General features: G+C 53.5%; 17 protein-coding genes. 8 read left to right on the top strand and 9 right to left on the bottom strand.

What is annotated here, in order from left to right; genetic code table 11:
- The first annotated feature begins 49 nt into the window (after positions 1-49).
- Positions 50-670: a hypothetical protein gene (locus ACWFUC_RS20075; protein WP_489637290.1), complete on the top strand. Its 621-nt coding sequence runs from the start codon at positions 50-52 to the stop codon at positions 668-670.
- Positions 671-1,152: 482 nt separating this feature from the next.
- Positions 1,153-1,995, top strand: coding sequence for an alpha/beta hydrolase (locus tag ACWFUC_RS20070; RefSeq protein ID WP_489637289.1), 843 nt, complete (start codon positions 1,153-1,155; stop codon positions 1,993-1,995).
- A gap of 997 nt (positions 1,996-2,992) precedes the next feature.
- Here ACWFUC_RS20070 and ACWFUC_RS20065 read toward each other — a convergent pair.
- From ACWFUC_RS20065 to ACWFUC_RS20045, 5 genes are all read right to left on the bottom strand, one after another.
- Positions 2,993-4,080, bottom strand: a protein-coding gene (locus ACWFUC_RS20065) for an IS3 family transposase (protein ID WP_489637288.1) whose coding sequence is annotated in 2 segments (ribosomal slippage) — positions 2,993-3,828 and positions 3,828-4,080 — 1,089 coding nt in all. Because the reading frame shifts where the segments join, the coding sequence is not laid out codon by codon here.
- A 956-nt stretch (positions 4,081-5,036) separates the two neighbouring features.
- Complete coding sequence (locus tag ACWFUC_RS20060) at positions 5,037-5,375, bottom strand: hypothetical protein (protein WP_489637287.1); 339 nt, start codon at positions 5,373-5,375, stop codon at positions 5,037-5,039.
- 31 nt (positions 5,376-5,406) lie between these two features.
- Positions 5,407-5,739, bottom strand: coding sequence for a lysozyme inhibitor LprI family protein (locus tag ACWFUC_RS20055; protein WP_489637286.1), 333 nt, complete (start codon positions 5,737-5,739; stop codon positions 5,407-5,409).
- Positions 5,740-5,750: 11 nt separating this feature from the next.
- Entirely contained in the window at positions 5,751-6,065 is a 315-nt protein-coding gene (locus ACWFUC_RS20050) for a hypothetical protein (RefSeq protein WP_489637285.1), read from the bottom strand.
- Positions 6,066-6,094: 29 nt separating this feature from the next.
- Positions 6,095-6,430 carry a hypothetical protein gene (locus ACWFUC_RS20045; RefSeq protein ID WP_489637284.1) on the bottom strand — a complete coding sequence of 112 codons (336 nt, stop codon included), beginning with the start codon at positions 6,428-6,430 and terminating at the stop codon, positions 6,095-6,097.
- 127 nt (positions 6,431-6,557) lie between these two features.
- Between ACWFUC_RS20045 and ACWFUC_RS20040 the strand changes: the two genes are divergently transcribed.
- A complete protein-coding gene (locus ACWFUC_RS20040; RefSeq protein ID WP_489637283.1) occupies positions 6,558-6,905 on the top strand; it encodes a helix-turn-helix domain-containing protein in 348 nt (115 codons plus the stop codon).
- Between the two features lie 2 nt (positions 6,906-6,907).
- Here the strand turns inward: ACWFUC_RS20040 and ACWFUC_RS20035 are convergent, their stop codons facing one another.
- From ACWFUC_RS20035 to ACWFUC_RS20025, 3 genes are all read right to left on the bottom strand, one after another.
- Entirely contained in the window at positions 6,908-7,762 is an 855-nt protein-coding gene (locus ACWFUC_RS20035) for a recombination directionality factor (protein ID WP_489637282.1), read from the bottom strand.
- 45 nt (positions 7,763-7,807) lie between these two features.
- Positions 7,808-8,815 carry a YqaJ viral recombinase family nuclease gene (locus ACWFUC_RS20030; protein ID WP_489637281.1) on the bottom strand — a complete coding sequence of 336 codons (1,008 nt, stop codon included), beginning with the start codon at positions 8,813-8,815 and terminating at the stop codon, positions 7,808-7,810.
- Between the two features lie 66 nt (positions 8,816-8,881).
- Complete coding sequence (locus ACWFUC_RS20025; RefSeq protein WP_489637280.1) at positions 8,882-9,823, bottom strand: DUF932 domain-containing protein; 942 nt, start codon at positions 9,821-9,823, stop codon at positions 8,882-8,884.
- 939 nt (positions 9,824-10,762) lie between these two features.
- Here ACWFUC_RS20025 and zorA point away from each other — a divergent pair.
- The 4 genes from zorA to ACWFUC_RS20005 are packed head-to-tail and all read left to right on the top strand — an operon-like array spanning position 10,763 to position 18,926.
- The gene (gene zorA, locus ACWFUC_RS20020) at positions 10,763-12,787 is read left to right on the top strand and encodes an anti-phage ZorAB system protein ZorA (RefSeq protein WP_489637279.1); all 2,025 of its coding nucleotides are present in this window, start codon (positions 10,763-10,765) and stop codon (positions 12,785-12,787) included.
- Between the two features lie 3 nt (positions 12,788-12,790).
- Positions 12,791-13,501: an OmpA/MotB family protein gene (locus ACWFUC_RS20015; protein WP_489637278.1), complete on the top strand. Its 711-nt coding sequence runs from the start codon at positions 12,791-12,793 to the stop codon at positions 13,499-13,501.
- Positions 13,498-15,147: an EH signature domain-containing protein gene (locus ACWFUC_RS20010; protein ID WP_489637277.1), complete on the top strand. Its 1,650-nt coding sequence runs from the start codon at positions 13,498-13,500 to the stop codon at positions 15,145-15,147. Before ACWFUC_RS20015 ends, ACWFUC_RS20010 begins: the two co-directional genes overlap by 4 nt.
- Positions 15,148-15,155: 8 nt before the next feature.
- Positions 15,156-18,926 (top strand): SNF2-related protein, encoded by a 3,771-nt coding sequence (locus ACWFUC_RS20005; RefSeq protein WP_489637276.1) that lies wholly within the window; start codon positions 15,156-15,158, stop codon positions 18,924-18,926.
- A gap of 273 nt (positions 18,927-19,199) precedes the next feature.
- Here ACWFUC_RS20005 and ACWFUC_RS20000 read toward each other — a convergent pair whose 3' ends face one another.
- Positions 19,200-19,571, bottom strand: coding sequence for a transposase (locus ACWFUC_RS20000; protein WP_489637275.1), 372 nt, complete (start codon positions 19,569-19,571; stop codon positions 19,200-19,202).
- Between the two features lie 637 nt (positions 19,572-20,208).
- Between ACWFUC_RS20000 and ACWFUC_RS19995 the strand changes: the two genes are divergently transcribed.
- Positions 20,209-23,292 (top strand): BPTD_3080 family restriction endonuclease, encoded by a 3,084-nt coding sequence (locus ACWFUC_RS19995; protein WP_489637274.1) that lies wholly within the window; start codon positions 20,209-20,211, stop codon positions 23,290-23,292.
- Position 23,293: the final 1 nt, after the last annotated feature.

Raw genomic sequence — 23,293 nt, 5'->3', positions numbered from 1 at the left:
TGTACTGCGTCCGTGAAGAACCTAGCTGCCCAATCAAACCGAACCCAGCATGCGTGAATTTCCTCCGATTGATCGACAGGCTGAGATGGCCGCATCTCAGACAGTCTTCTTCACCGATGCAGAATTTGAAGGACGACCAGTACGAACGAGTCGCGCGAACTATCTCGCATTCTTATCGATGCGAGGGACGGAGGTGGAAGGCGAAGTCAACAAGCTTCGGGCGATGTTTGCCGAGTACCTGCCCGAGGTGCTTGAGCGAGACGTTATCTGCCTGCTGACTTCGAGGAACTGGCGCAACCACAACATCGCCTGCGCTGCTATAGCCGCCGGTTTCGTTACTGATAGCTCCCTTGAGGCACTGTGGAAATGCATCCATGATGGAAGTTGGACGTCCCCCCAGTTGGTTGCCACTGCCGCTTATGTCGATTCAAGCTTTTCGGTGAAGGCGCTTCATCTGTTGGCTGACGACTCAACCTATTTCAAGTCGCTCGTCCCTCTGGCAGCAATTTTCGCTGCAGAGCATGACGTGACAAGCCTGCAAATCTGTCCAGTGGCAGCCATCGTACAAAAGGCCCGCACGATCGACCGGGATAACTCGGGAGCGATTGGCACACATTGGTTAGCGAATCTGCGAACAGTTTTCGGTTTAGATTTCAAACGATGGGCATGAACGATTGCTTCGAAGTTGCATTCGGGGGGGGGCCGCACGTCCGCAATCGGCCAGAAGCGGACCTTAGTCGCCAGACTTGCTTTTGGGTAATAAGCCTGTTTTTCAGCTTATTCTGAAGGGTAGATAACGGACAAATCCCGCCCCCACGCCCATCAACCACCTTCGCATGATTTGCGGAGATGCATACTGGATTCCACATCCGGCCACCCCGATTTTTCTTTGAGCTGAGATGTCTGCTATCGGCCAGAAGCTGCCGTTCGACGAATGATTTCTGAACGGATCACTGACGACAGCTATTGACCAGATGCGCTATTGTAAAAGGTCAACGCAAAGGCCGAAAAGCGAGACTTACATCCCCTGTAGTCGGCAGCGGTAACTCCCTACTTCTCATGACACATTCATCACTAGCCACCGATGCAGTAGCTACGATTTCAATCGAAATAGAGGCTAATGGACCTAATGGTGATCTGAAAGGTAGCCTCATGCTGCCACCGGGCAGCACGGATGTAGCACTCATCATCCCCGGGTCCGGCCCCATCAACCGGGACGGCAACAGTATCCTAGGGATAAGAGCTCAGCCATACAGGCTTTTGGCCGAAGGGCTGGCGCAGGAGAGAATCGCCAGTGTCCGCACCGATAAGCGGGGAATGTTCGGTAGCCGCCAGGCGATTGCCAACCCTAATGGAGTAAAGCTAGACGATTACGTCCAGGACACGCGGAATTGGGTGAGCGCCATTCACCAACGGACGAGCAGCCAACGTATCTGGTTGATAGGACACAGCGAGGGTGGTTTGATCGCGCTCGCCACCTTGGCTACACACATTCCGTTCATCTGCGGACTAGTTTTGATCGCCACGCCTGGCCACCCCCTTGGAGACGTATTCAAGCGACAGATCGCATCGAACGCCGCCAACGCGCCTATCGTCGACGCAGCGATCGAGGCGATCGACATGCTGGAAGCAGGGCAAAATATCCGGCTCCAAGCACTGCCGCCCTCCCTGCAAAAGTTATTTCATCCGGAGGTGCAAGATTTTTTGATCAGCCTTTTTGCCGTTGATCCTGCAAAGCTCATCGAAAAAATTCAAGTGCCAGTGTTGATTGTGCAAGGGGAGCGTGACCTTCAGGTAGAGATGGCAGATGCCGAGCGACTTAAACAGCATCATCCATCAGCTAGCTTGGCAGTTTTTCCTGATGCAAATCATCTGATGAAACCGGTCGCAATTGATGATAGGGCCGCCAATCTTGCAACCTACTCGGATCCTGATCTACCCTTGGTGCCAGACTTTGTAAGGACAATTTCTCAGTTCATATCAAACAGGCTCTGATGAGTCCGCAATCGGCTAGGCTCAGACTTCTGACGCTTCGTTCTTGCCATCCACTCATCACTCTGCCTCAGTTGATTGCAGTTAAAGTGTCCGAAGCATCTCCTCGATATGCAATTACCGACATTAGAGGAAAGAAACTAATGCGTTTCTCTATCTCTTGGTTCGTCTACATCCTGCGCATATGAGAAAGAAATATACTCAGCAGCTTTACGCAATCTTCGTTTGAAAATCTAATGTCTGGTAGGAGCTCCTTATATGGCTTGTTCGGATTATCTACAACCCACGACAATGAACGAACAAAGTCTTCCTTTTGCTCGCCAACAACCCGACTTAAATAGTCAGGGCGTAGGTATCGGATCAAGGATTTTTTCTCTTCATTTACTTCTGAGATATGAAATGTGAAATAGAGAATTATGCGAAGGAAAGGGATCACCTCGTCCGGGATAGCTGAATTATTTTCCATATTCTCAATTAGTCGTAGGTTGGAGCCAGTGGAATCTGGTTCGCATTAGAACGCCTCTGTTCGGTTGATTTGCGAGAAATTGCCCCACGGTGATTTTGTCGGTCCCAAGATCAGGCCAAGGTGGCAGACAGTGGCACCAAATCAAGAGGTAATGCAAATCAGCAGTCCGCGAGTCATAACTGCAGCCAAGCACTCATCGATGGCCTGGTCCTTTTACCCTGGGGAAACAAGATTTTCGAACATCTCATCAAGAACAGAATTAGCGCTAATCATGTCAGGTTTCTTAAACTAATGTAGCGATGGGAAGCTTAAGCAATATCGAGAACAGACCTTCAGTTAATTTTGGCTGCAGTTGGCCAGAAGTGGCCCTTGTGCACAAAAACTGCGCCGCGAATTCCGGCTATTCTTGTGGGTGAAAATAATCCTGTTTTAGCGATCGGAACAAGCGAACGTTCCGGGATGCCGCGAGAGTCTGAAAATGTACGAACTTTACGGTAATCCCCCCATTTCTAACGTTTGCCAGAAGTAGAAACGTCAAGCAGCCATGGCCAGCCGCTGTTTCGGGGTAAATCCGCCCAAGGCCATGTTAGGGCGTTCATGGTTGTAGGTCCACATCCAGTTGCTCGCAAATTGCTGAACGTACTCCAAATCATCCCACTGATACTGAGATAGCCATTCATAGCGCACAGTCCTGTTGAACCGTTCCACATAAGCGTTCTGCTGCGGCTGGCCCGGCTGGATGTACTGCAGCTCAATGCCCGTTTGCTGTGCCCACTGTGTAATTGTGGTACTCAGGTACTCCGGGCCGTTGTCGCATCGAATGGCGCTGGGTTTACCGCGCCATTCGATGATTTGCTTCAGGCTACGAATCACTCGCTCCGATGGTAGCGAGAGATCCACTTCGATGCCCAGTGCCTCTCGATTAAAGTCGTCGATCACATTGAACAAGCGGATGCTTCGCCCATCTGCAAGCTGGTCGTGCATGAAGTCCATCGACCAGGTCTGGTTGCAGCCACTAGGTACAGCAAGCGGCCTAGGTACTGCGCGGACCAACCGCTTGCGCGGTTTGATACGCAGGTTCAACTCCTGTTCGCGATAGATACGGTAGACGCGCTTATGATTCCAGCCAAAGCCACGGACGTTGCGCAGATACAGGAAACACAGACCAAAGCCCCAACTGCGGTGGTTATCGGTCAGTCGGTGCAACCAGTTTGCGATCTCTTCATTCTCTGGCTTACGCTTGCTGATATAGCGATAACAGGTTTCGCTTACCTTAAACGCCTGACAGGCAAGCTTGATCGGCACACCACGTTCTTCAACAACGCGCTTGGCCATCTCGCTGCGACGAGATGGCCTTACCAGTTTTTTTCGAGCGCCTCTGCCACAATCTCGGCCTTGAGCTTTTCCTCGATGTACATTTTGCGCAGCCGGGCGTTCTCCGCTTCGAGCTCCTTCATGCGCGCCATCATCGATACATCCATGCCGCCGTACTTCGAGCGCCATTTATAGAACGTCGCTGTGCTGATGCCTAGTTCGCGGCAGATGTCCGGAACACCAAGGCCTGCTTCAACACGCTTGATCGCCTCGATAATCTGGCTGTCTGTGAACTTCGATCTCTTCATTTGTAGAACTCCTCTGTGAGAATATTCTACTTCTGGCGGCGTTGGTTTTAAGGGAGGATTACCCAAGGACTGCGCAGCAAAACCAGTAGCCGTAAAACTCCTGCGTCAAGCTGATGGGATATGGCACGTTGCCGTCATGGTCGTGAAGTAGGATTTTTGTACGGGCACGGCGACCTCCTGGCGTGCCCGTATTTATGTTCCGAGTTGGAGGTCACTGCTTGCTCGCTAAGCCACCGATGGCTGGCTACTCAATCGGCCATTAGATGGTGCCAGACGCCGCCAGAAGGTGGCACACCTATTTTGCCATTAGCTGCCTCTGCCGTTCGCCAGTTGCTGGCAACCTTAAATGCCAAATGATGGCTCCTCTAATCGGCCACTTGATGGCCTCCTTAAACGGCCATTCACTGGTACCGCTAAAAGAAGAATACGTGGCTCACTTACGGCCAATATTCACTGGCGCAGGTGTGCACATGGTGGGGCGTGTGAAACGCAATTGGGTGGTGCAGCTAAATGCAATTGGGTGGTGCACTTATTTGCAATTAGGTGGGGCGTTTGAATTGCAACTGCATGGTGCTTTTAAGCGCAACTAGATGGGGCAAGTGGGTGCAAATATTCAAACCATTTCGGACTGGACCTTGATCCGGATCGTTTAGGGACATCAGGACAGATCATCGCATTTGGCCGTGATGAAGACACCAAGCGCCTTCTTGCCACATCCTTTGAGTCCTTTGTTGAGGACACGATTCTGTGGTTGGGGCTCGCCACATGGGATGGAGAATGCCTTGAGGCCCCCGTTGCGTGCTGATCTGGAAATTTGCATAGTCCTACATCTGCGTTTCTGAAGTAGGCATGAATGGCTGCAATCGGCCAGAAACGGACATTCTTAGCCAAAAAAATAAATAGTTAATGAGATATGAAAAGAGAGAGCCGCAATTTGCGGCTCTCTCTTTGTGGACTCAATTGCAGTTGCGGAGCTCCTGGAAATCAAAATCCGCCAGTTTCGCCCATCCAATCGATTTTCCCGCGTTCGGATTGCTACCATCCGCGCCTGGTACTTCCGCCAGTTGCACCAGACCATTGGCTTGATTGATCACCTTGAAACCATCGAGCTTCGTGAGGAGGCTGCTGGCGCTTTTGACGTCAGCGGCACTATAGATAGGGATGGGTTTCTTGAGCTTCATATTGCCATTCTTTTGAATCTCGTACTTGGGAAACACGCATTGACCAACACTATTGGCAGCGAACGTATTCAATGAGAGCAGCGCCAGGGCTGCGGTTGCGAACAGCTTTTTCATAAAGATCTTTCTTATTGATGAGGGAAGGGAGTTACTTGCGGCTCGCCATACCGGCGAGATACATGTAGCGAGAAGCTGTGGATTCGTACAGGCACATCAAGTTGCCATTGCAGTAACCGTCCACCTTGTTACCCCAAGCAGCCTGATCGTTTTGGAGCTGCTGCTTTTGTTGTGGAGTGAGCTTGGGCGAAGTCATGAGGAACTGATAGTTCTGCTTGATCAAGCTGACATTAGACTCAATCGCGTTTTGGTAGCAGTTTTGCTGCTCCCGACGCGATGGCCGGCTATCACAATAGCCATTGCCGGCAAGTGTCGCAGACGAGGCCATCAATAGGGCTACCAGCATGGGTGCTGAAGTCTTCATCCTGGAGCTCCTCAGTTCATCGTACGGATTGCCACCAGGATCAAGAAGATACCCAGCAGCACGTACTTCGATTGCTTCGGAACCGTCTGCAGCTTGCCCTCCTTCTCGAAGTAGATGTCGCCTGTGAAGGCGATCAGGAGCGTGATAGGCATGAAGATGATGGCCGACAGGATGACTAGCCAGCGCTTGCGATACCAAGGTACTTGGTCGTAGGAGGTGTAGGCGCTGGTAGTGGCAGTCTGGTTGGGCGCACCGCATTTAGGGCATGCAGGTGCGGTTTCGTGCAGTTGTTGTTGGCAGTGCGGGCAATTCACAAAGTTAGACATGGTTTTCCCCTAGTTGGAATGAAATGGCTTTACGAGCCGATCAGAACGAGAAAAGAGACGGTGGCTACAACGATTGCCGTCACAGAGATCCCTTTACCGGGTTTCTTTTGTTGCAAATTAATGGCTCCGGCGGTCAAGGCCACGAACGCTATGGCGCAGCCTCCGACGAGTTGATCGTGGTCGAAACGGTTCACTTGGATGGCGCAGATGGCCGCGAAGATGGCCGAGACGATGCTGATGATGGCCAGCCAAAGTGAGCCGCTGGCGGCTCCAGTCGTTTGCGTTCGAGGAGCCCCGCAATGTGGACAGAGCGGGGCGGTGTCGTGGATTTCCTTACCGCAGCCGCGGCAGAAGACCATTGGCATTTCTGCTCCTATAAAAATGGCAATAATGCCAATTTATGTGATGTTTATAGTTACATTGTAACTTTAAAGTTCCTATTTTAATCCGAAACATGGGCTGATCATTACGCAGGTGCGTAAAAGGTCACATATGGATGAGATTGAAAGAGCTGCGCTTGTCAAAGCTGTGGGAAAAGCAATTGCAGCGAAGCGGGTTGATAACGGTCTCTCCCAAGAGAACGTCGCCGAGATTTTGGGAATTAGCCGCGAGGCAGTGTCCCGAATGGAAACAGGCGTTGCGATTCCATCCTTAGTAAGGTTGGCTGAGCTCGCGGAGATTTTTGGATGTGCCATAGAGGAGTTGCTGACGGAAGCTTCGAACCGCAAGCTTGATCAAGCTAAGCACATCACAGAGCTGTTGGAGGACCTAAGTCAGGAGAAGCGGGATCTATTGCTTAGTGTCATTAAGCAACTGATCTCCGGTTTCTCGGAGAAGTAAGCTCATGAAGATTGGGAGACCTTTGCTTTAATTTTTTGGCTTAGTCTCGGTAGTTCCGCCCCAGAAAAAAACTCCTCCCGCACCTCCGAAAACTCCTCCTCAGACTCCTCAAATAGTCCATTAGCCAATCCCGCCTTTGCAGTTGAGTCCAACGCTATCTGGTCAAAGCCAGCTTCTATCCGCCGCTGATGCTGCTCCTTAGCTTGCTTTATCGCGTCCACTAGCGAGATTCCTTCCCGAATCGTCAAATCCACGTAATAAATCGGCGCCCGATGCGACTGCGCGGTACTCTTTCCGCGTAGCCGCAGTTCCAATGGCAATGAGGCCAGTAAGCCACCCGAGACCGCCTGGTAGTACTGCAGCCTGGCGGTCAGGGTACGGATACTGTTGTAACCGGTCGTGCGGAAGATGAAGGTACCCAGTTCATCGGCGGCGTCGATTTGCACGTTCAAGCGACCATAGGGTTTGCACTGGCCTTGACCAAACTCACAAGTATCTGGGCCGGAGCAGGGTAGGGAGCTTACGCCCTCCGAAGTCAGACGTCGGCAGTGCATGCCATTGCCAGTGCACAGCGGCCGGCCAGCATGCCGATCAAAGAAGCAATAAGAGGCGCGCAGGTTGAGATCGGGCTCGCTGAACATGACGGTGACCGGAATTGCGCGCAGCTTCTCGGCAGGTGATGCCTTGCGATAGATGGCATCCAGCGGGTGCGGTGCCCAGCCATCATGCGTCTGTACCTGGCTCGTGATGGTGAATTGATCGTCTTTCTCAGGTACGCGGCGTCCGTTTTTCTCGACCATCTTGCCTATAGAGATTCGCCCTAAGACGGGCGGCGTGATGCAGAGACCTTTAATCATGAGTGCTCCATAAGCGAAAGCCATGCATCCGAGGATGCTTGGCTACTAGGGGTGAATAAGAAAGCGGCGGCTGCCGGCCTTGGGCGAGAGGTAGGATTTGACTAGGTCCGGGTGATCCGCTTGCAGCCGGTCCGTATCGAGCTGGGCACCATCCTTGCTGCGCTTCCAGCTCACCGAACCCGTTTCGAAAAGCGCTCGGCTGGAGCTGCCCATCATTTGCTGGATGGTTTGCTTCAGCTGCTGTTCAACCTTGTCGCGGGTCGCAATCTCTTCCCGGATGGCCTGCAGGTCGGCAAACACGGCCGATATAGGCCGGTTGTCGCGGAAGTCCGCCACATCTCCGTAGTCGTGCGGGTAAAGAGATCGCAAGGCACGGTCGGCTGATTCCGATCCATCGGCCGGCGGCTGAGTATCGGTTTCCACGTAGTTCCAGAATTCCCGCTCGAGCTTGATGAGGCCATCAATCATTTCCTCATCGCGCTCGATGCGGTGAATCCGGATCTCCTGCCCACAGATCAGAACACAAACGTCTGCCGCAGCTTTGCCGGTAACGGCCAGCTGGTGCTGCACTTGGCATTGCACGTATTCCGGGACACCTTCGCGCCAAGCTCGGGCGCCGTACTCGCCGGCGGTTTTGCACTCTAGGATCTGTACGTCGGGGGCACCTAAAATCTCGCGATCGATATTGGCCAGCATCCATGCCTTGTCTGGATCAGGGTGTTGGAGGACGGCATTGATCTTGCGTACCTTATTCCCAGTTTCGTGGGTGTAGTGCGCGGCGACAATGGGCTCCAGAAGGCTTCCCCAATAAGTGGGACTAGTCCGATCGCCCGGATCCTGCTGTGGCAGCATATGTGACCGGCCGGTCTTGATCATCCACAGTTCCAGCATGGATTGATGAGGATTTAAGCCAATGGCCGCCGCGGCATCTGAACTGCCAATCCCGCGACGGCGTATCGAGAGCCATTCTTCCCGTGAGAGATCGTGCGTTTTAACCAGGCGTAAGGCGGCCCGCCCAGGCCGCCGTGTCGACGGTACGGTTGTAAAAGACATGGAATTCCTTTCGAGAAAAGAAAAGCCCGGGCACTATGCCCGGGCATTATGTCGCAGAGAGGTTGGTCAGCTAATCAGGGAAATTGCCTGATCGAAGGCCTCGCTCTTGAGATTGGCGCCTGTACCGAACCAGGCTGAATCGAGTCGATAGTCGGTACTCCTGGCGCGCCGCTCGTGGTCGACGAACTCGGTAACCGCGTTCAACAATCCGAAAGCGGTCCCTTTGGCGGAGGCCAACTCGGCGCCGCGGCCATGGCCCGAGTAGAGCTCAAGGACCTTCTTCACGGCGCGCTCATTGGTGAACTTGGCGGCTGGATCGGTTAGCAGCGCTGAGACAAATGCCTCGGCTTCAGTGCTCTTGACCTTGCGCTCCGAAAGCTTTTTCATCTGATAGATGAAGTCATCCCAAGAAGCCGATGATAGACCAAGCTGGCCTTTGACCACCTTCGGATCGAAGGTGGTGGAGTGGGGCACTTTGACTGCTGCGTTACCGCCTCTGAGCGCGATGGCCAGGGTGTTGTTGCACACCACACGAATGCTTGTGAACTGGGCGGTGGTGGCGAGCGTGCCGTCGCATCCAGTGGCCAGCAGCAGGTAGCCGTTCATGGTGTCATTTCCCTTAATGTTGGCCGACATGTTCGTCTTGGCTAAAGCCCAGACTTTTTTGCCACCTTTCAAGACCCCTGCCGTTTCCAGTGTGAATCCATGGGCTTTGGTCAGATCCCGATAAAACTCCAGCACATCACGAGGTTGGACAACCTGGAAACGCTGAGAAACGACGGACAGAGCTGCACCGGTATCGGAGCGATAGAGCACCTTCTGCTCGTCGAACGGCACATGGGGGGCGCCCTCACTTGGTATGAAATAGACAGGCGATTCCTGGATTTGCCACTCCATGCCGGCTTGCTTGGCCCAGACGGAAATGGGGGACTTGGCAGACAGCTGATTGCCCAGGCCGTGCCAAGGTGTTTCATTGGCATAGGCCATGGTTTCGATAAGATGAGCCACGAATTACTCCTTATAGACGTGTTTATACCTGCCGTGAGGCATAGCGAAAAAGAGAACTGCAAGAATTAGAGCGGTTCGGTCTCGTCAGAGAACGAATGTGCGCAGTCGGCGCATTGATAAGTACCCAGTATGGTGCGGTCTACCATCTGGCCTAGCTTGGTCCCCGCGATGCAGCCGGCAGTCCCGCCGGCCAAGGCACCGATGATGGCCCCTGCAACGCTACCGACTGGCCCAACGATGGCTCCGACCACTACGCCGGTCTCTGCTCCCGCCCAGGCATTGGATAGCCCGGCAATGGCACCCGCAGTCGTTCCGATGATGCTGCCGGCACGTTCACCTGCGCGTTGTAGATGAATGTTGGGAGACCGGCAGTGAGGACATGTAGCGGTCATGGATCATCCTTGTGCTGCGAGAATGATTGTCATGAAGAGGGCATTGCCGAGCAGGCTAAGAATGAGAATGACACGAAGAATTGGCATATAGGCTCCAGATGAAATGGCGATAGAGTCGGCAATAATGTTCCGATCTCACTGGAAGAATATGAGGTTGAGATTTTTTATAATCCAATTAAGACCGTTCGCTTCAGCAAACAGTGGAGGGCGGTTCAGGTGGTAAGGAATAAGTCTGGTAGCAATCAATTCCCGTCATGCTTTCTATTTGCTGGCGCCAAGTTGTGGACTTGACGTGACAGCAACTTACAGTTTCATGTATCGTAGAGTTCCAAAGATAGTTGTGCCAATGCTATGTTTTTGACTTAGACGCTAGCATCCGGGGGATGCATTGCTCAAAATTCCTAAGTCATAGGACCCCATTGTGCATATTGACCACCGTCTATTTGCCGGATCTTTTGGGTTTCGGTGGCCACGCTTTCGAGGGATGGTGCGGGTTGCCAACAGAACTGTATTAATAGAAATTGCCCTCTGGGGGAGAGGATCATAAATGAATAGTCAATCGCTGCTGGACGGCGTGCCAGGATCCGTCATTGCGACCGGCACCTTCCTGACGTTATTAGTATTAGCTTTCGTTTTGATCTTCATGGTGCCCGGAATCCAGCACTGGCGTCGACTGAAGGGCGTCTTGAAAAGGCTCTCTCAACTGGGAAATGATGCAGCACTTCCAGAGCTGCGGAAAGTATTTGATCAGGACAAGGCCTTGACGCACCTATGGAGTGAATACCAAGAATCATTGCACCTTCAGCAAGAAGAGCGCGATGGTCAACTTGTCGTCAGGGCCGCACGAGCTACGCTTCCGGCTGAGATGTTCTTCAACGCTCAGATCGTCGTTGATAGCCGTTTGCGGACAGAGTTTTTCAAACACCTTCCGGGTTTGTTCACCGGTATTGGGATTATTGGTACGTTCAGCGGCCTTATCGATGGTCTACGTGCTTTCAAGGTCAGTGAAAATGCTGCCATGGTACGGACCAGCCTCGAATCGCTCATGCACTCGGTTGGCGAAGCGTTCCTCGTCTCTGCAGCCGCCATTTGCGCAGCAATGATCGTAACCTTTATCGAAAAGCTGCTGCTGGCGTCGCTCTATCGATATACCGACGAAATTGCCCATGACATCGATGCACGATTCGAGTCGGGTGCGGGAGAGGAGTATCTCTCGCGCTTGGTCAAGGCCTCGGAGGAATCCGCCAGTCAGTCCAAGATCTTAAAAGATGCGCTCGTACAGGAATTGGGCGAGCTGTTGCGTGAACTGACGGCCGCGCAGATCGCGGCGAGTGCGAAGTCGGCTCAGGAGCAAGTAGAGGCCACACGACTTGATAATCAGGCGCTAGGAAAAACTATCGCCGAAAGCATTCACCAGAGCCTGAAGGCTCCCTTAGAGGACATCGCCAATACCGTCAAGACCGCAAGCGGAGACCAGAGTGCTTCTGCCGTCAGCATGCTGCAAGATGTGATGGTGAGCTTCAGTCAGCGGCTCAATGATCTTTTCGGCGGGCAGATCTCCGGTCTAAGCGATTTGAATCAGCAGACGGCGCGAAGCATTCAGGATGCGGTCGGGACGCTGCAGGCACTCGTTTCTAACATGGAGGCATCCAACCAGCGTTCGGCTGACGCGATGGCAGAACGGATGGCCCAGGCGGTCGAAAAGATGGAGACGCGGCAAGAGGCAATGAATGCGCAGTCCGCTGCTTTCGTGGAGCAGATACGTCAGCTTGTGGCCAGCTCGCAGTCGGAAACGAATCAGCGTCTTCACGCCACGCTAGAATCGATCGGCACGCAAATGGCCTCCATGATAGCCCACCTCAACGAATCACAGACTCAGGTCTTCGAAAGCAATCGTGCACGCGAGCAAGCGATGTCCGACCGGGCAAGCGAGGCTGTGTCTGTGATGTCCCACTCTATTGATTCGGTGGTCAAGGAGCTGGGGGACGCGATCGCGAAAATGACGCAGAGTGTTGCTACCTTGAGCAGTGCTACCTCAACGTCTATCGACAAGCTCAATACCGGCGCTGAGATGTTGGGGGCAGCCTCGCGTAACTTTGCGGCCGCAGGCGAGCGCGTGTCCGGTGTGCTGGAGCAGACGGCCATTGTCTCCGGCAAACTGGTCGAGAGCTCCGGAGCGCTGACAAGTGGGTCGTCAGCGCTCCAAGAGGTCCTGAGGGACTATCGTCTCCAGCGTGATGCGATAGGCCATCTGGTGACTGAACTCCGCAGTGTCGTTGAATCCGCTCATCGGGAGGCCTCGCTGACTGCCGACGTGCTCTCACGTATTGAGGGAGCGGCAACGCGCCTGGGCAACGCGCAAAAGATGGCGGATGAGTATCTTGACGGCGTCAGCAAAGTGCTGGGCGAGGCGCACAACTCATTTGCTACAGAAGTGACCAGGACCTTGAACAGGGCAAACACCGAGTTTCATTCGAAACTCACGCAGGCTGTCGGATTGCTGCATTCTGCCGTTGGAGAACTGGAAATTACGCTCGCATCCATGGGCAATCTGACTCCTGCGCGAGGTTAAGCGATGATGGGGCCGAAAGTTGTCATTAAGCGAGGCAGCCGTGACGAAGCGGAAAAACCCTTCTGGATTTCCTTTGCCGACTTGATGACTGCACTAATGGTGCTATTTCTCGTCGTCATGGGCGTTGCTTTGCTGGCCGTAACCAAGAATGTGACAGAGCGTGAAAAGAAAGAAGAAAGGCATCGCCAAGACATCGAGCGCATTCTGGATCGCTTTGAGCAAGCGGCCAAGCGCCATCAAGGCATCAAGATCGACCGTAGCCGTAGCGTGATCGATTTCGGTGAGCGGGCCCGTTTTGTCAAGGCTCGATATAACCTCACTGCCGAGCAAGAGGCTGTGCTCCGCCAGTTCGTTCCGGAGATTCTGAGCCTGGCGAACGACGACTTGGGACAGCGCGTGCTCAAACGTGTGGTCGTCGAGGGCTATACCGACAAGACCGGTAGCTACCTGAGCAATTTGAACCTGAGCTTGCAACGCAGTCAGAGAGTACTGTGCACGATGTTTGCAATGACCGGCCCAAGCTTGCTTTCCGAGGAGCAGAAGGAGAGCGTGCGAAGATTGTTTCTTGTTGGGGGTTATTCGTTCAATGCCGCCAAGGATACGGACGATGAAAGCCGTCGCGTAGAAATGCGCATTGAGTTTCTTGGGGTAGACGAGGCACGTCCGGAGTCCCCGCGGCAAGCGGCCAATTTCGGTGAGTGTGCTTTGCAATGAGTGCACTTGCCCATCTCGCCGCGTTATTACATCCGGCCCTGGAAGAAGGGGGGCGGTTAATGAGTGTGGACTCTGGCATCGACGACATCATTGCCCAGATGACGACGAAATCAAAATCACGTAAATCCGGCCATGTCGTGGACGACCATCTGCTCTACACCGTCAAGCAATTCTGGGATAGCCAGGAGGTGAGGTCTTTCCGGGATGCGTACTTGCTGTCGTGGGGACTTTGTCTGCCACACCGGCCTCAGGGAGCATGTCTTCTAGAAGATCAACCTCGCTTGCAAAAGGTCCTGGACGGCATTGATGCGTGGCGAGAAAATCCGCGGGCGTATCGGCGTTGTTACCAAGGATTAGTCAAGAGTTACTTCACTTACGATGGGCTGGCAGAAAGCACACCAGCCACGGGAATGGCGAATTGGAAAAAACTGCGGAATTACTTGCTGGATCGGAACAGTCTCGTCAAGGACAAGTCCCTCAATCCGGAATGGGTCGATACCGCCCTGGGCAATAGACAGTTGTTCAGTGATCGTCCGTGCGAGCCTTATGTTGAGGCTCTGTTGCGCGGAGATAGCAGAGCGATCGATCACTTGTGCGAGCAACTGGGAATCAACAAAGCATCGTGGTTTCTTCGTGAGCTGGTCCTGGCGCAGGTTCAGGCCGCCACTAAGCTCGGACACGCGGAGTTCCAGGCCTTGCTGCCTCGCCTATTGGCGCTGCTCGGCACAAACCAGGTCTTACGTGACCGAGGCATGGTCATGGTGTTGGATCGGTACGTCGAGGTTCCAGGGATGGTGTTGCATCAGGGTCTGAGGGATCAGGCTGTCGCGTGGTGGGGTAATCCATGGTTGTCATCTCATGAGACCGAGTGGGGCGGTGTAACTCCTGCTGCGCGCGCCATGGTTGTTGATTGGCTCAAGCTCGATCTTATCGAGACCTTCTTTACGAAGTTGGCGGAAGACGGTTTCGCTGATCCTCGGCGGATGAATTTCTGGAAGCGCTACGTCAAGGCGATTGATGATATTGAGTTTGCGTTAGGTTCGACAGCACGGAATTCGAGGGAGCGGGACATGGTTTTGTTGCGCCACAAGATGAAAGGGCTGTTGTGTGACCTGGATGCCAATGGCACGAACAACGCGTTCATTATGCGAATGGGGCCGTTGGTCGCTGTTGAATTCAGCGGACTCGGGAATGCATTTTATGGATACGATGCACGTAAATCCGTGCCCTTCGATACCTCCGAGCTACTCCGGCTGGATGTCAACGGGCAGAACTCGCTCAAGCACAGGGGAAAAAGTCTTCTAAGGATGAGCCATAAAGATGGCATTCACAACTGGAGTAAATGGGAGGAGATGTTCGCCGCGACTCTCCGTGCGGAATTTGGGATCACCCCTTCTGTGCCGACAGCGAGCGGAGGTCGCACTGCGCGCGACTCTACTCGGGTAGAAGAAGTCGACCACTTGAAGCAGGACTATTCATCGTTCGCCCTCCAACGTTTGAAAAATAGGTATGGCTTCCAGATTGAGGACAAGACGTCCCGTGGCGGCAATCTTTGGGTCTTGACTGATACAGCCAATGAGAAGGTCAACGCCACGTTGACGCACTGGGGATTCCACCACAAGCCTGGAAAAGGCTGGTGGAAGTAAGGGGAAACATGTTCAAGCTATTCAAGCAAGCAAAGGCCCAACCATCCACCGAGGCGCGTTGGGCTCGGAAACTGTCAGCGGTCGGCGTGATGTTGACTGCGGGTTCGTCGAGCAATGATGGCGTCTCCATTGAGAGTCCCGTATTGTCAGGATTTTTGACGCAGCTCGTGGATGACGGTTTTGCTATCGAGCACGAGGGTGGCTTCCTGCTGGGATGGGACGCGTTGTACGCGGCGATGAGTCAGCCTAACTACTGTGACTTGCAGTTACTGCTTCAACTTCCGGACTTCGCGACGGTTCGGCCATCTCTGCGCAGCAGTCATGCCTTGACGGATCCACATTTCACCATTGCATTGGCTGGGTGGTCCCGTGAAGATGGGACCCAAATTCGCTTCGAAGTCATGGGCCCCTTGTTGGACGATGGTCGAACGCAGTCACTCATGTCACCTGCGCAGTGGCTGCTGTTCAAGGAGGTCGTTACCTTTGCCCGGCGCGCCGATGCAGAGCGAAATGAGCTGGTCCATCGTCAGACATGGGGACGCATCCGCCAATTGGCGATCAATGCCAATGCGATGTTGGACGATTTTCTCTATCGCTGTGTGGTCTTGACGCCAGAGAAACTCCATATTGGATTGCGTCGCTCAGACACTGTGGCAGACGACAGTGTCATCGAGATTGAGCCCGGCTTTGACGGAGTTCCTCCCAATTGGCTTGACATGTTTGATCGGGCGCGTGAGGTCAAGGATCGATATGACATCAACACGACAGAGGGCGTCCTCCAGGTGTTGGTCACTCCCGCGGTGCGCGCAGTGCTGCAGGAGATAAAGCGGCTACCGGGGCGACGTGTGGCAGGAAGTCGCGCACAGGCTTTTATACTGAATCCCTATGCGGCGCTTGGGCAGGACGCAGTGGATGTCATCGAAGAAGCACAATTCGAGAAGGCGAGGGAAGACGCCGGTATCAGCTATGAACGGTTCACTCCGATATTTGAGCGCGATGGAACTGGTTATCCCCTGAAGGCGGGTTTGCTCATCGAGACTGCAGATCGCGGAGGCCCGATCGCGTCCGAGACTCAATGGCTGACCGAGCAGCAGCTCGCCGAGTTTGGGGCCGCCCTCCATAGGGCGATGACATTGGATTTCCAACTCCTTGCTTGGGATGGTTATGACTTGGTCGTGGATGGAAATGCAGAACAGCACTACCGAGATCTGAAAGAGGCGTTGGAGCGCCGGCAAGTCTCTTCGACCTTGGTGTCTTATTCTCAAGTGTATGACTTGAGCGGCTATTCCGCCCGTATTGAGGGTATCGGTATAGAGAAGCCTTACTATTCGCCTTACATTGCCAAGAGGCAAGAAGAAGGCGAATGGTTCCCCGAGAATATAAAGCCTGTGATTGTCGTCACTCCGAAGGACGGTGGTGATTCTGTTGCTGTTCCGACCAGCAAGACTGAGATCGAGAAACTTAAGAAGGACTTGCAGGCAGCGCACGCAGCCGGTTCTTCTGAAATTTCCGTGCCGTGGGGTGGCGAACCGCTATCACGGGATGAAGCGCAGAGGATCATCGACATCTTCGACGCGCTGTTCAAGGATATCGAGGCCGGCAAACCTATCGATACAGGCACAGCGGCCGGATCAAAAGGAAGCAAGCCGCTTGTCAAGAAGCAGCTCATGCTGCGAGCGAATATTCAGTCTCTCGACTACGAAGAAATGCGGCGAGAGGCGCTGCAGGCGGTTCCCAAGGAGCCGCGATTGCCGAATGGGATTCGGCCGGAATATTCGCTGCTGCCGCACCAACGGGCCGGATTGGCCTGGCTGCAGCATCTCTTCGGCTTGCAGGCGGAGTATCAGGTCCGAGGTGCCGTGCTGGCGGACGATATGGGATTGGGCAAGACATTTCAGTTGTTGGCCTTGATGGCATGGCTGCTGGAACGCGACCCGAACATGCCGCCCATGTTGGTGGTTGCACCGGTATCGCTGCTGGAGAATTGGGCTGAGGAGGCCGATAAATTCTTCGTACCTGGCGCATTGCCCCTGCTGACTGCCTATGGCGATAGACTGAGTGAACTGCGTGTGCCACGTTCGCAGATTGACCAGCGCTTGCTGGCGGAAGATGGGTTGGTGAAGTTTCTGCGTCCAGACTGGATAGGGCAGGCCAAGGTCGTATTGACTACTTATGAGACCTTGCGCGATCTGGAATTTTCGTTTGCTGCGCAGAAGTGGTCACTGATGGTATGTGATGAGGCGCAACGCATCAAGAATCCCGCCGCTATGGTAACGCGGGCGGCCAAGAAGCAGAACGTCGCATTTAAGATCGCATGTACGGGCACTCCTGTCGAGAACACATTGGCCGACATGTGGTGTCTTTTCGATTACGTGCAACCGGGATTGTTGGGAGCGCTGAATGATTTTGGTGAACGCTACCGAAAGCCAATCGAAGCGAAGACGGACGATGAAAAAGCACGAGTGGAAGAGCTACGCTCCAAGATCGAGCATCAGATTCTAAGACGTCTCAAGGCTGATGTGGCTTCTGACTTGCCGCCAAAGATCATTGTTGAAGAATGTCGCAAGCTCCAATTGTCGACTGTCCAACGAAATCTCTATGCAAAAGCCATTGATGGCTTCAAGAGACGAGCGGACGCTGGCGCGGTCTCTCCTTTCAAGAATCATCTCGGTCTGCTGCACTACCTGCGCTTGATCTGTACGGATCCTCGTCCTCATGGGCTCAACGTCTTCAAGCCGGAGCCAGTCCAGGAGTATCGCGACAAAGCGCCAAAGCTAGATTGGCTGATAAAGCAATTGAAGGACATAGAAAGCAAGGCGGAAAAGGTCATCGTCTTCTGCGAATTCAGAGAAATACAACGTCTCCTTCAGCACTATATCGAAGTCGAATTTGGCTTCCGGCCTGACATCATCAACGGCGACACCAGCGCCTCCGCAAGTCATGTAGACAGTCGCCAGAAGCGCATCAAGGCGTTTCGGGACAGGAAAGGTTTTGGCGTCCTTATTCTGTCTCCTGTGGCTGTCGGATTTGGCGTCAACATTCAGGCGGCAAATCACGTCGTGCATTACACCCGTACTTGGAATCCGGCCAAGGAGGATCAGGCGACGGACCGCGCATATCGCATTGGCCAGACCAAGCCAGTCTACGTCTACTACCCGGTGGTTCAGTCAGACGACTTCGTTACGTTCGATGTCAAGCTTGACCATCTTCTTGCTTATAAGCGAGAGCTAGCGGGAGACATGCTCAATGGCGCAGGGGATGTGAAGCCTGGTGATTTCAATATCGCGGATGTTGTGCCAAGCGCGGACGCAGCCGAGATTGATGAGCGCGTTACGCTGGATATGGCGCTAAGGATGAGTTGGCAGCACTTCGAGTGTTTGACGGGCGCTTTGTGGCGGAAAAAAGGATATGACTGCTACCGCACTCCTGGAACCAGTGACAACGGTGTGGATGTCGTTGCGCTTCTAGGAAGCAAAGGACAATTGCTTCAGGCTAAGACCAGCGGGACGGATGGTACGGCACTTGGATGGGATGCAGTCAAGGAGGTTGTTGCAGGGGAAGCCTTCTATCGGCGTCGACATCCGCATGTCGACTTTGACAAGCTTTGCATCACCAACCAATTCTTCAATCGCCAGGCGCATGAGAACGCCATGCTCAACGGCGTAGAGTTGCTGGAGCAGCCGCAGCTCTTGCAATTGCTGAAGGCCCACACTGTTACGTTGCTTGAGGTTGAACGAATTCTGTATGCCGAATGGCAGGTATCAGAAGATAGTGCATAGTACGCTCGCACATTATGCGGCTGCTAGCCGCGCAAGAATATTCGGCGCAGCTAATTATTTTTTGGTCGTGGCGGAATATCGTCTGGTTTATCGATATCGATATCGAAATCGTAAGCAGCTTGTTCAATCTTCTTCTGTACCCTCTTAAAGAAGCGATCGGGTACTGATGGACTCACAGAGCGGGCATCTGTTGATTTGCTCGCAGAATTGACCCCCGCCATCTAACCCACTTTTCACTACCTTCCGAAGGCAGCTACGCGGTCATACGCCCCCTCATATCCCAGTTCTTTCAATTTGTTTAAGGGTTCTTTTTTGCTTCCGTGATTTGACTGCCTCAGCGCTCAGGCAGGTGGAAAGTCTGGCCGTGGCGTTTTTTTTAAGGAGATCCAACTCCATCGTCAGCTGGCCTACCTTCCGTTCCAACGCGGCAATATGTGCCTCGTACTCTGGAACTGTCGACGCAGCAGCATCTTCTGCATCCAGTGCACCGCAATCAAACTGCCCTAGCCACATCTGCATGAGATTGGCCGACAAATTATGGGTCTTGAGCGCCTCGTGTCGCCCAATCTTGCCGCTGCGAATATCGCTGCAGATCTGTATCTTGGATTGCCGGCTGTGCCGCCGATAGGGACCTCGTGAGGTCATGATGTCGCTCCTCCTGAGACGGCTCGACAAGCGTATCACTTCTTCCCAGTGCCTGGTCCAGCCCCAGCGGTTCACTCCATAAATGGGTCAGTTTTCGACGCAATTCAACATGCAGAGCCTAAACGCGAATCGGAGCACGGGAGGATGCGGCTGGAGAGTCAAAAATACATCTAGAAAGGTGCGCTGGAGTCGCAACTGAAACATTACAGATTTAAGCCTCCGCTCTACCTCTTCTGAAACGGAGGGGCATGGAGCGGCTGATAACCGGTACGTTCGCAAATGGAATCGAGATGCTAAAATTAAAGCTTGGCTTTACTCAACGTACTGCGGGTGCAGAGGGGCAGAAAGGTCGCCAATAGCGTCATTTTTATCACCATTCTGACGATTTTTTCGCTGTCGCTATCCGTTCGCTGGCATGACACATGCCCGATGCGATTGACTACGATCAGTCTACGCCAGTAAGCCGTCGGCTGGGCTAGTTTGGGTTCGATGGATGGTGTCGCAGGAGGTAGTCAGCAAGGTTGACTGCTTGGTGTGGTGATCGTAAGAAGACCATCTGGTCAGGGTTGGGGTGTAGTCGGGATTCCGGTTTAGAGGCTCCATAAAGCATACTTAATAAAAAGCAAAGGCTAAAGAAGTGAGTGACCAGTTTTTCAAACAGCCTATTCTTAATTCTCCTTACGGCTATCCGTCTTTGCATTGGGAGCTCGATGAGAAGGGGCAACCTACACAGCAAATCGTCGAATCACGTCGAGCATCGAGCTTCATTAGTCCTATTCCTAAGCCGCGCCGTCATTATGGTGAGCAGACGACTTTGGCGCTGGATGAGGTCGATAACCTTTCTGACGACGGCCAGCGCTACCGCCACTCTGAGCTGATCAATTCGGTACGGCGCGAGGTAGATGCTTGGCGTCGCTTGCCATCGACTCAGTGGCGCGTCACCCCCGAAACAGCTCGGTTACTGGAACATTGGCGTAGCCACAAATTCGCTGGCGTGCGCCCATTCTTCTGTCAAATCGAAGCTGCAGAGACCGCCATCTGGCTGACCGAGGTCGCTCCGCAGCTGGGTAAGAACGGCGAGCGCTTTCTCGATCACCTGAAAAAGGTAAGCAACGATGCCAATCCTGGCTTGATGCGTTTGGCACTGAAACTAGCAACTGGTGCTGGTAAGACCACGGTCATGGCTATGCTCATCGCATGGCAGACGGTCAATGCGGTGCGGCATCCACAAAGTAAAAAATTCACTCGCGGGTTTCTACTGGTCGCGCCTGGCCTGACTATCAAGGATAGGTTGCGTGTTCTATTGCCAAATGATGCGGACAGCTACTATGCCAACCGTGAAATCGTGCCACGCGACATGTTGGCCGATTTGGACAAGGCCAAGATCGTTATTACCAACTATCACGCTTTCAAGCTGCGCGAGCGCATCGAGTTGTCCAAGGGCGGTCGCCGGCTGCTGCAAGGCCGTACTGGCAGTGAGCTAAATACGCTGGAAACTGAAGGCCAGATGCTTCAGCGAGTTATGCCGGAATTAATGGGGCTAAAGAACATCCTCGTCATCAATGACGAGGCGCACCATTGCTATCGAGAAAAACCTCACGCAACTGAGGGCGATGATCTCGATAAAGATCAGAAGGCCGAAGCTGAGGATAACAACGAAGCAGCGCGGCTGTGGATTTCTGGCTTGGAAGCAGTCAACCGCAAGCTCGGTCTACAGCAGGTACTCGATTTGTCGGCCACACCTTTCTTTCTGGCCGGCTCCGGATATGTCGAAGGCACACTCTTTCCCTGGACGATGAGCGACTTTTCGCTGATGGACGCTATTGAGTGCGGCATCGTCAAGTTGCCACGCGTGCCTGTGGCAGATAACATTCCCGGTGCAGAAATGCCCATCTACCGCGAACTCTGGAAGCACATTGGCAAGAAGATGCCGAAGAAGGGGCGCGGCAAGAATGCCCAGCTCGACCCATTGGCAATCCCAGTGGAATTGCAGACCGCACTGGAAGCTCTGTACGGCCATTACATCAAAACATACGAAGCGTGGAAGCAGGCGGGTGTCAAAGTTCCACCATGTTTCATCGTGGTCTGCAACAACACTGCAACTTCTAAATTGGTGTTTGATTACATCTCCGGCTTCGAGCGTACGAATGAGGACGGTTTCATTACGCGCGTGCCGGGACGGTTGGAACTGTTCCGTAACTTCGATGAGCATGGAGAGCCGCTAGCGCGCCCGAATACCTTACTAATCGATAGTGAACAACTCGAATCCGGCGAAGCCTTGGACGATAACTTTCGAGGGATGGCTTTAGACGAGATTGAACGCTTTAAGCGCGAGATAATCGAACGCACCGGCGATCGCCGCCAGGCCGAGAACCTGAGCGACAGCGAATTGCTGCGAGAGGTGATGAACACTGTCGGCAAGCAGGGCCGATTAGGCGAACAAATCCGCTGCGTGGTGTCGGTGTCCATGCTCACGGAAGGTTGGGATACCAATACCGTTACCCACATCCTCGGCGTACGTGCGTTCGGTACCCAACTCCTGTGCGAGCAGGTGATCGGTCGTGCTTTGCGTCGCCAGTCCTATGAATTGAACGAGCAAGGCTTCTTCGACGTGGAGTATGCCGATGTGTTCGGTATTCCCTTTGACTTCACAGCCAAGCCAGTCGTCGTCACGCCGCCCAAGCCCCGTGAAACTGTAACAGTCAAGGCGCTACGTCCGGAACGCGACCATTTGGAAATCAGATTTCCACGCGTGCAGGGCTATCGCGTCGAATTGCCTGAAGAGCAGCTCGAGGCCGAATTCAATCACGATCACCACCTCAGCCTAACACCCGAGATGGTAGGCGCGACCAAGACTCATAATGCGGGCATTATTGGCGAAGCGGTGGAGCTGGATATTAAGCATCTGGGAGACGTGCGTCAGTCCACTCTGCTGATGGAGCTGACCAAGCATTTGCTTTTCCAGCATTGGCGTGACCAAGGTCAGGATGCACCGATTGCCTTGTTCGGCCAGCTCAAGCGCATCGTGCGGCAGTGGCTGGAAGAGTGCGTGGAATGCAAGGGAGGTACCTATCCGGCGCAATTGATGTACCGCGAACTGGCGGATATGGCCTGCCAGCGTATTACGAAGGCAATTACTGCGAAGGAACTGACGAAAGGCCGGCAAGTTAAGGCTATCCTCGATCCATTCAACCCTACAGGCAGCTCCGCGCATGTGCGTTTCAATACCTCTCGCCCAAATAGCGAACGCTGGGAGACACTCGGAATAGAGAATCAGCCGAAGAATCAGGTTAATTGGGTCATTCTAGACAGTGGGTGGGAGGGGGAGTTCTGCAGAGTCGCCGAGTCCCACCCCAAAGTGCGTTCCTACACCAAGAATCACAACCTCGGCCTGGAAGTACCCTACCGCTTTGGTTCGGCTAATCGTATTTACATTCCGGACTTCATTGTGCAAGTAGACGATGGTCGCGGCCCAAATGACCTACTGAATTTGATAGTGGAGATTAAGGGCTATCGACGTGAGGACGCGAAGGAAAAAAAATCCACTATGGACACCTACTGGATTCCCGGCGTAAATCACCTCGGCACACACGGTCGCTGGGCCTTCGTCGAGTTCGGCGACGTATACGAGATGCAGGATGAATTCGCCAAAGAGATCGAAGCGAAGTTCAACCAAATAATTGAAGCGGCTGTGTCCGTGCCGAGAAACAAGGAACATTAAA

The organism is Herbaspirillum sp. Her4, assembly GCF_057961335.1.
This window is presented reverse-complemented; position numbering and strand designations above follow the sequence as displayed.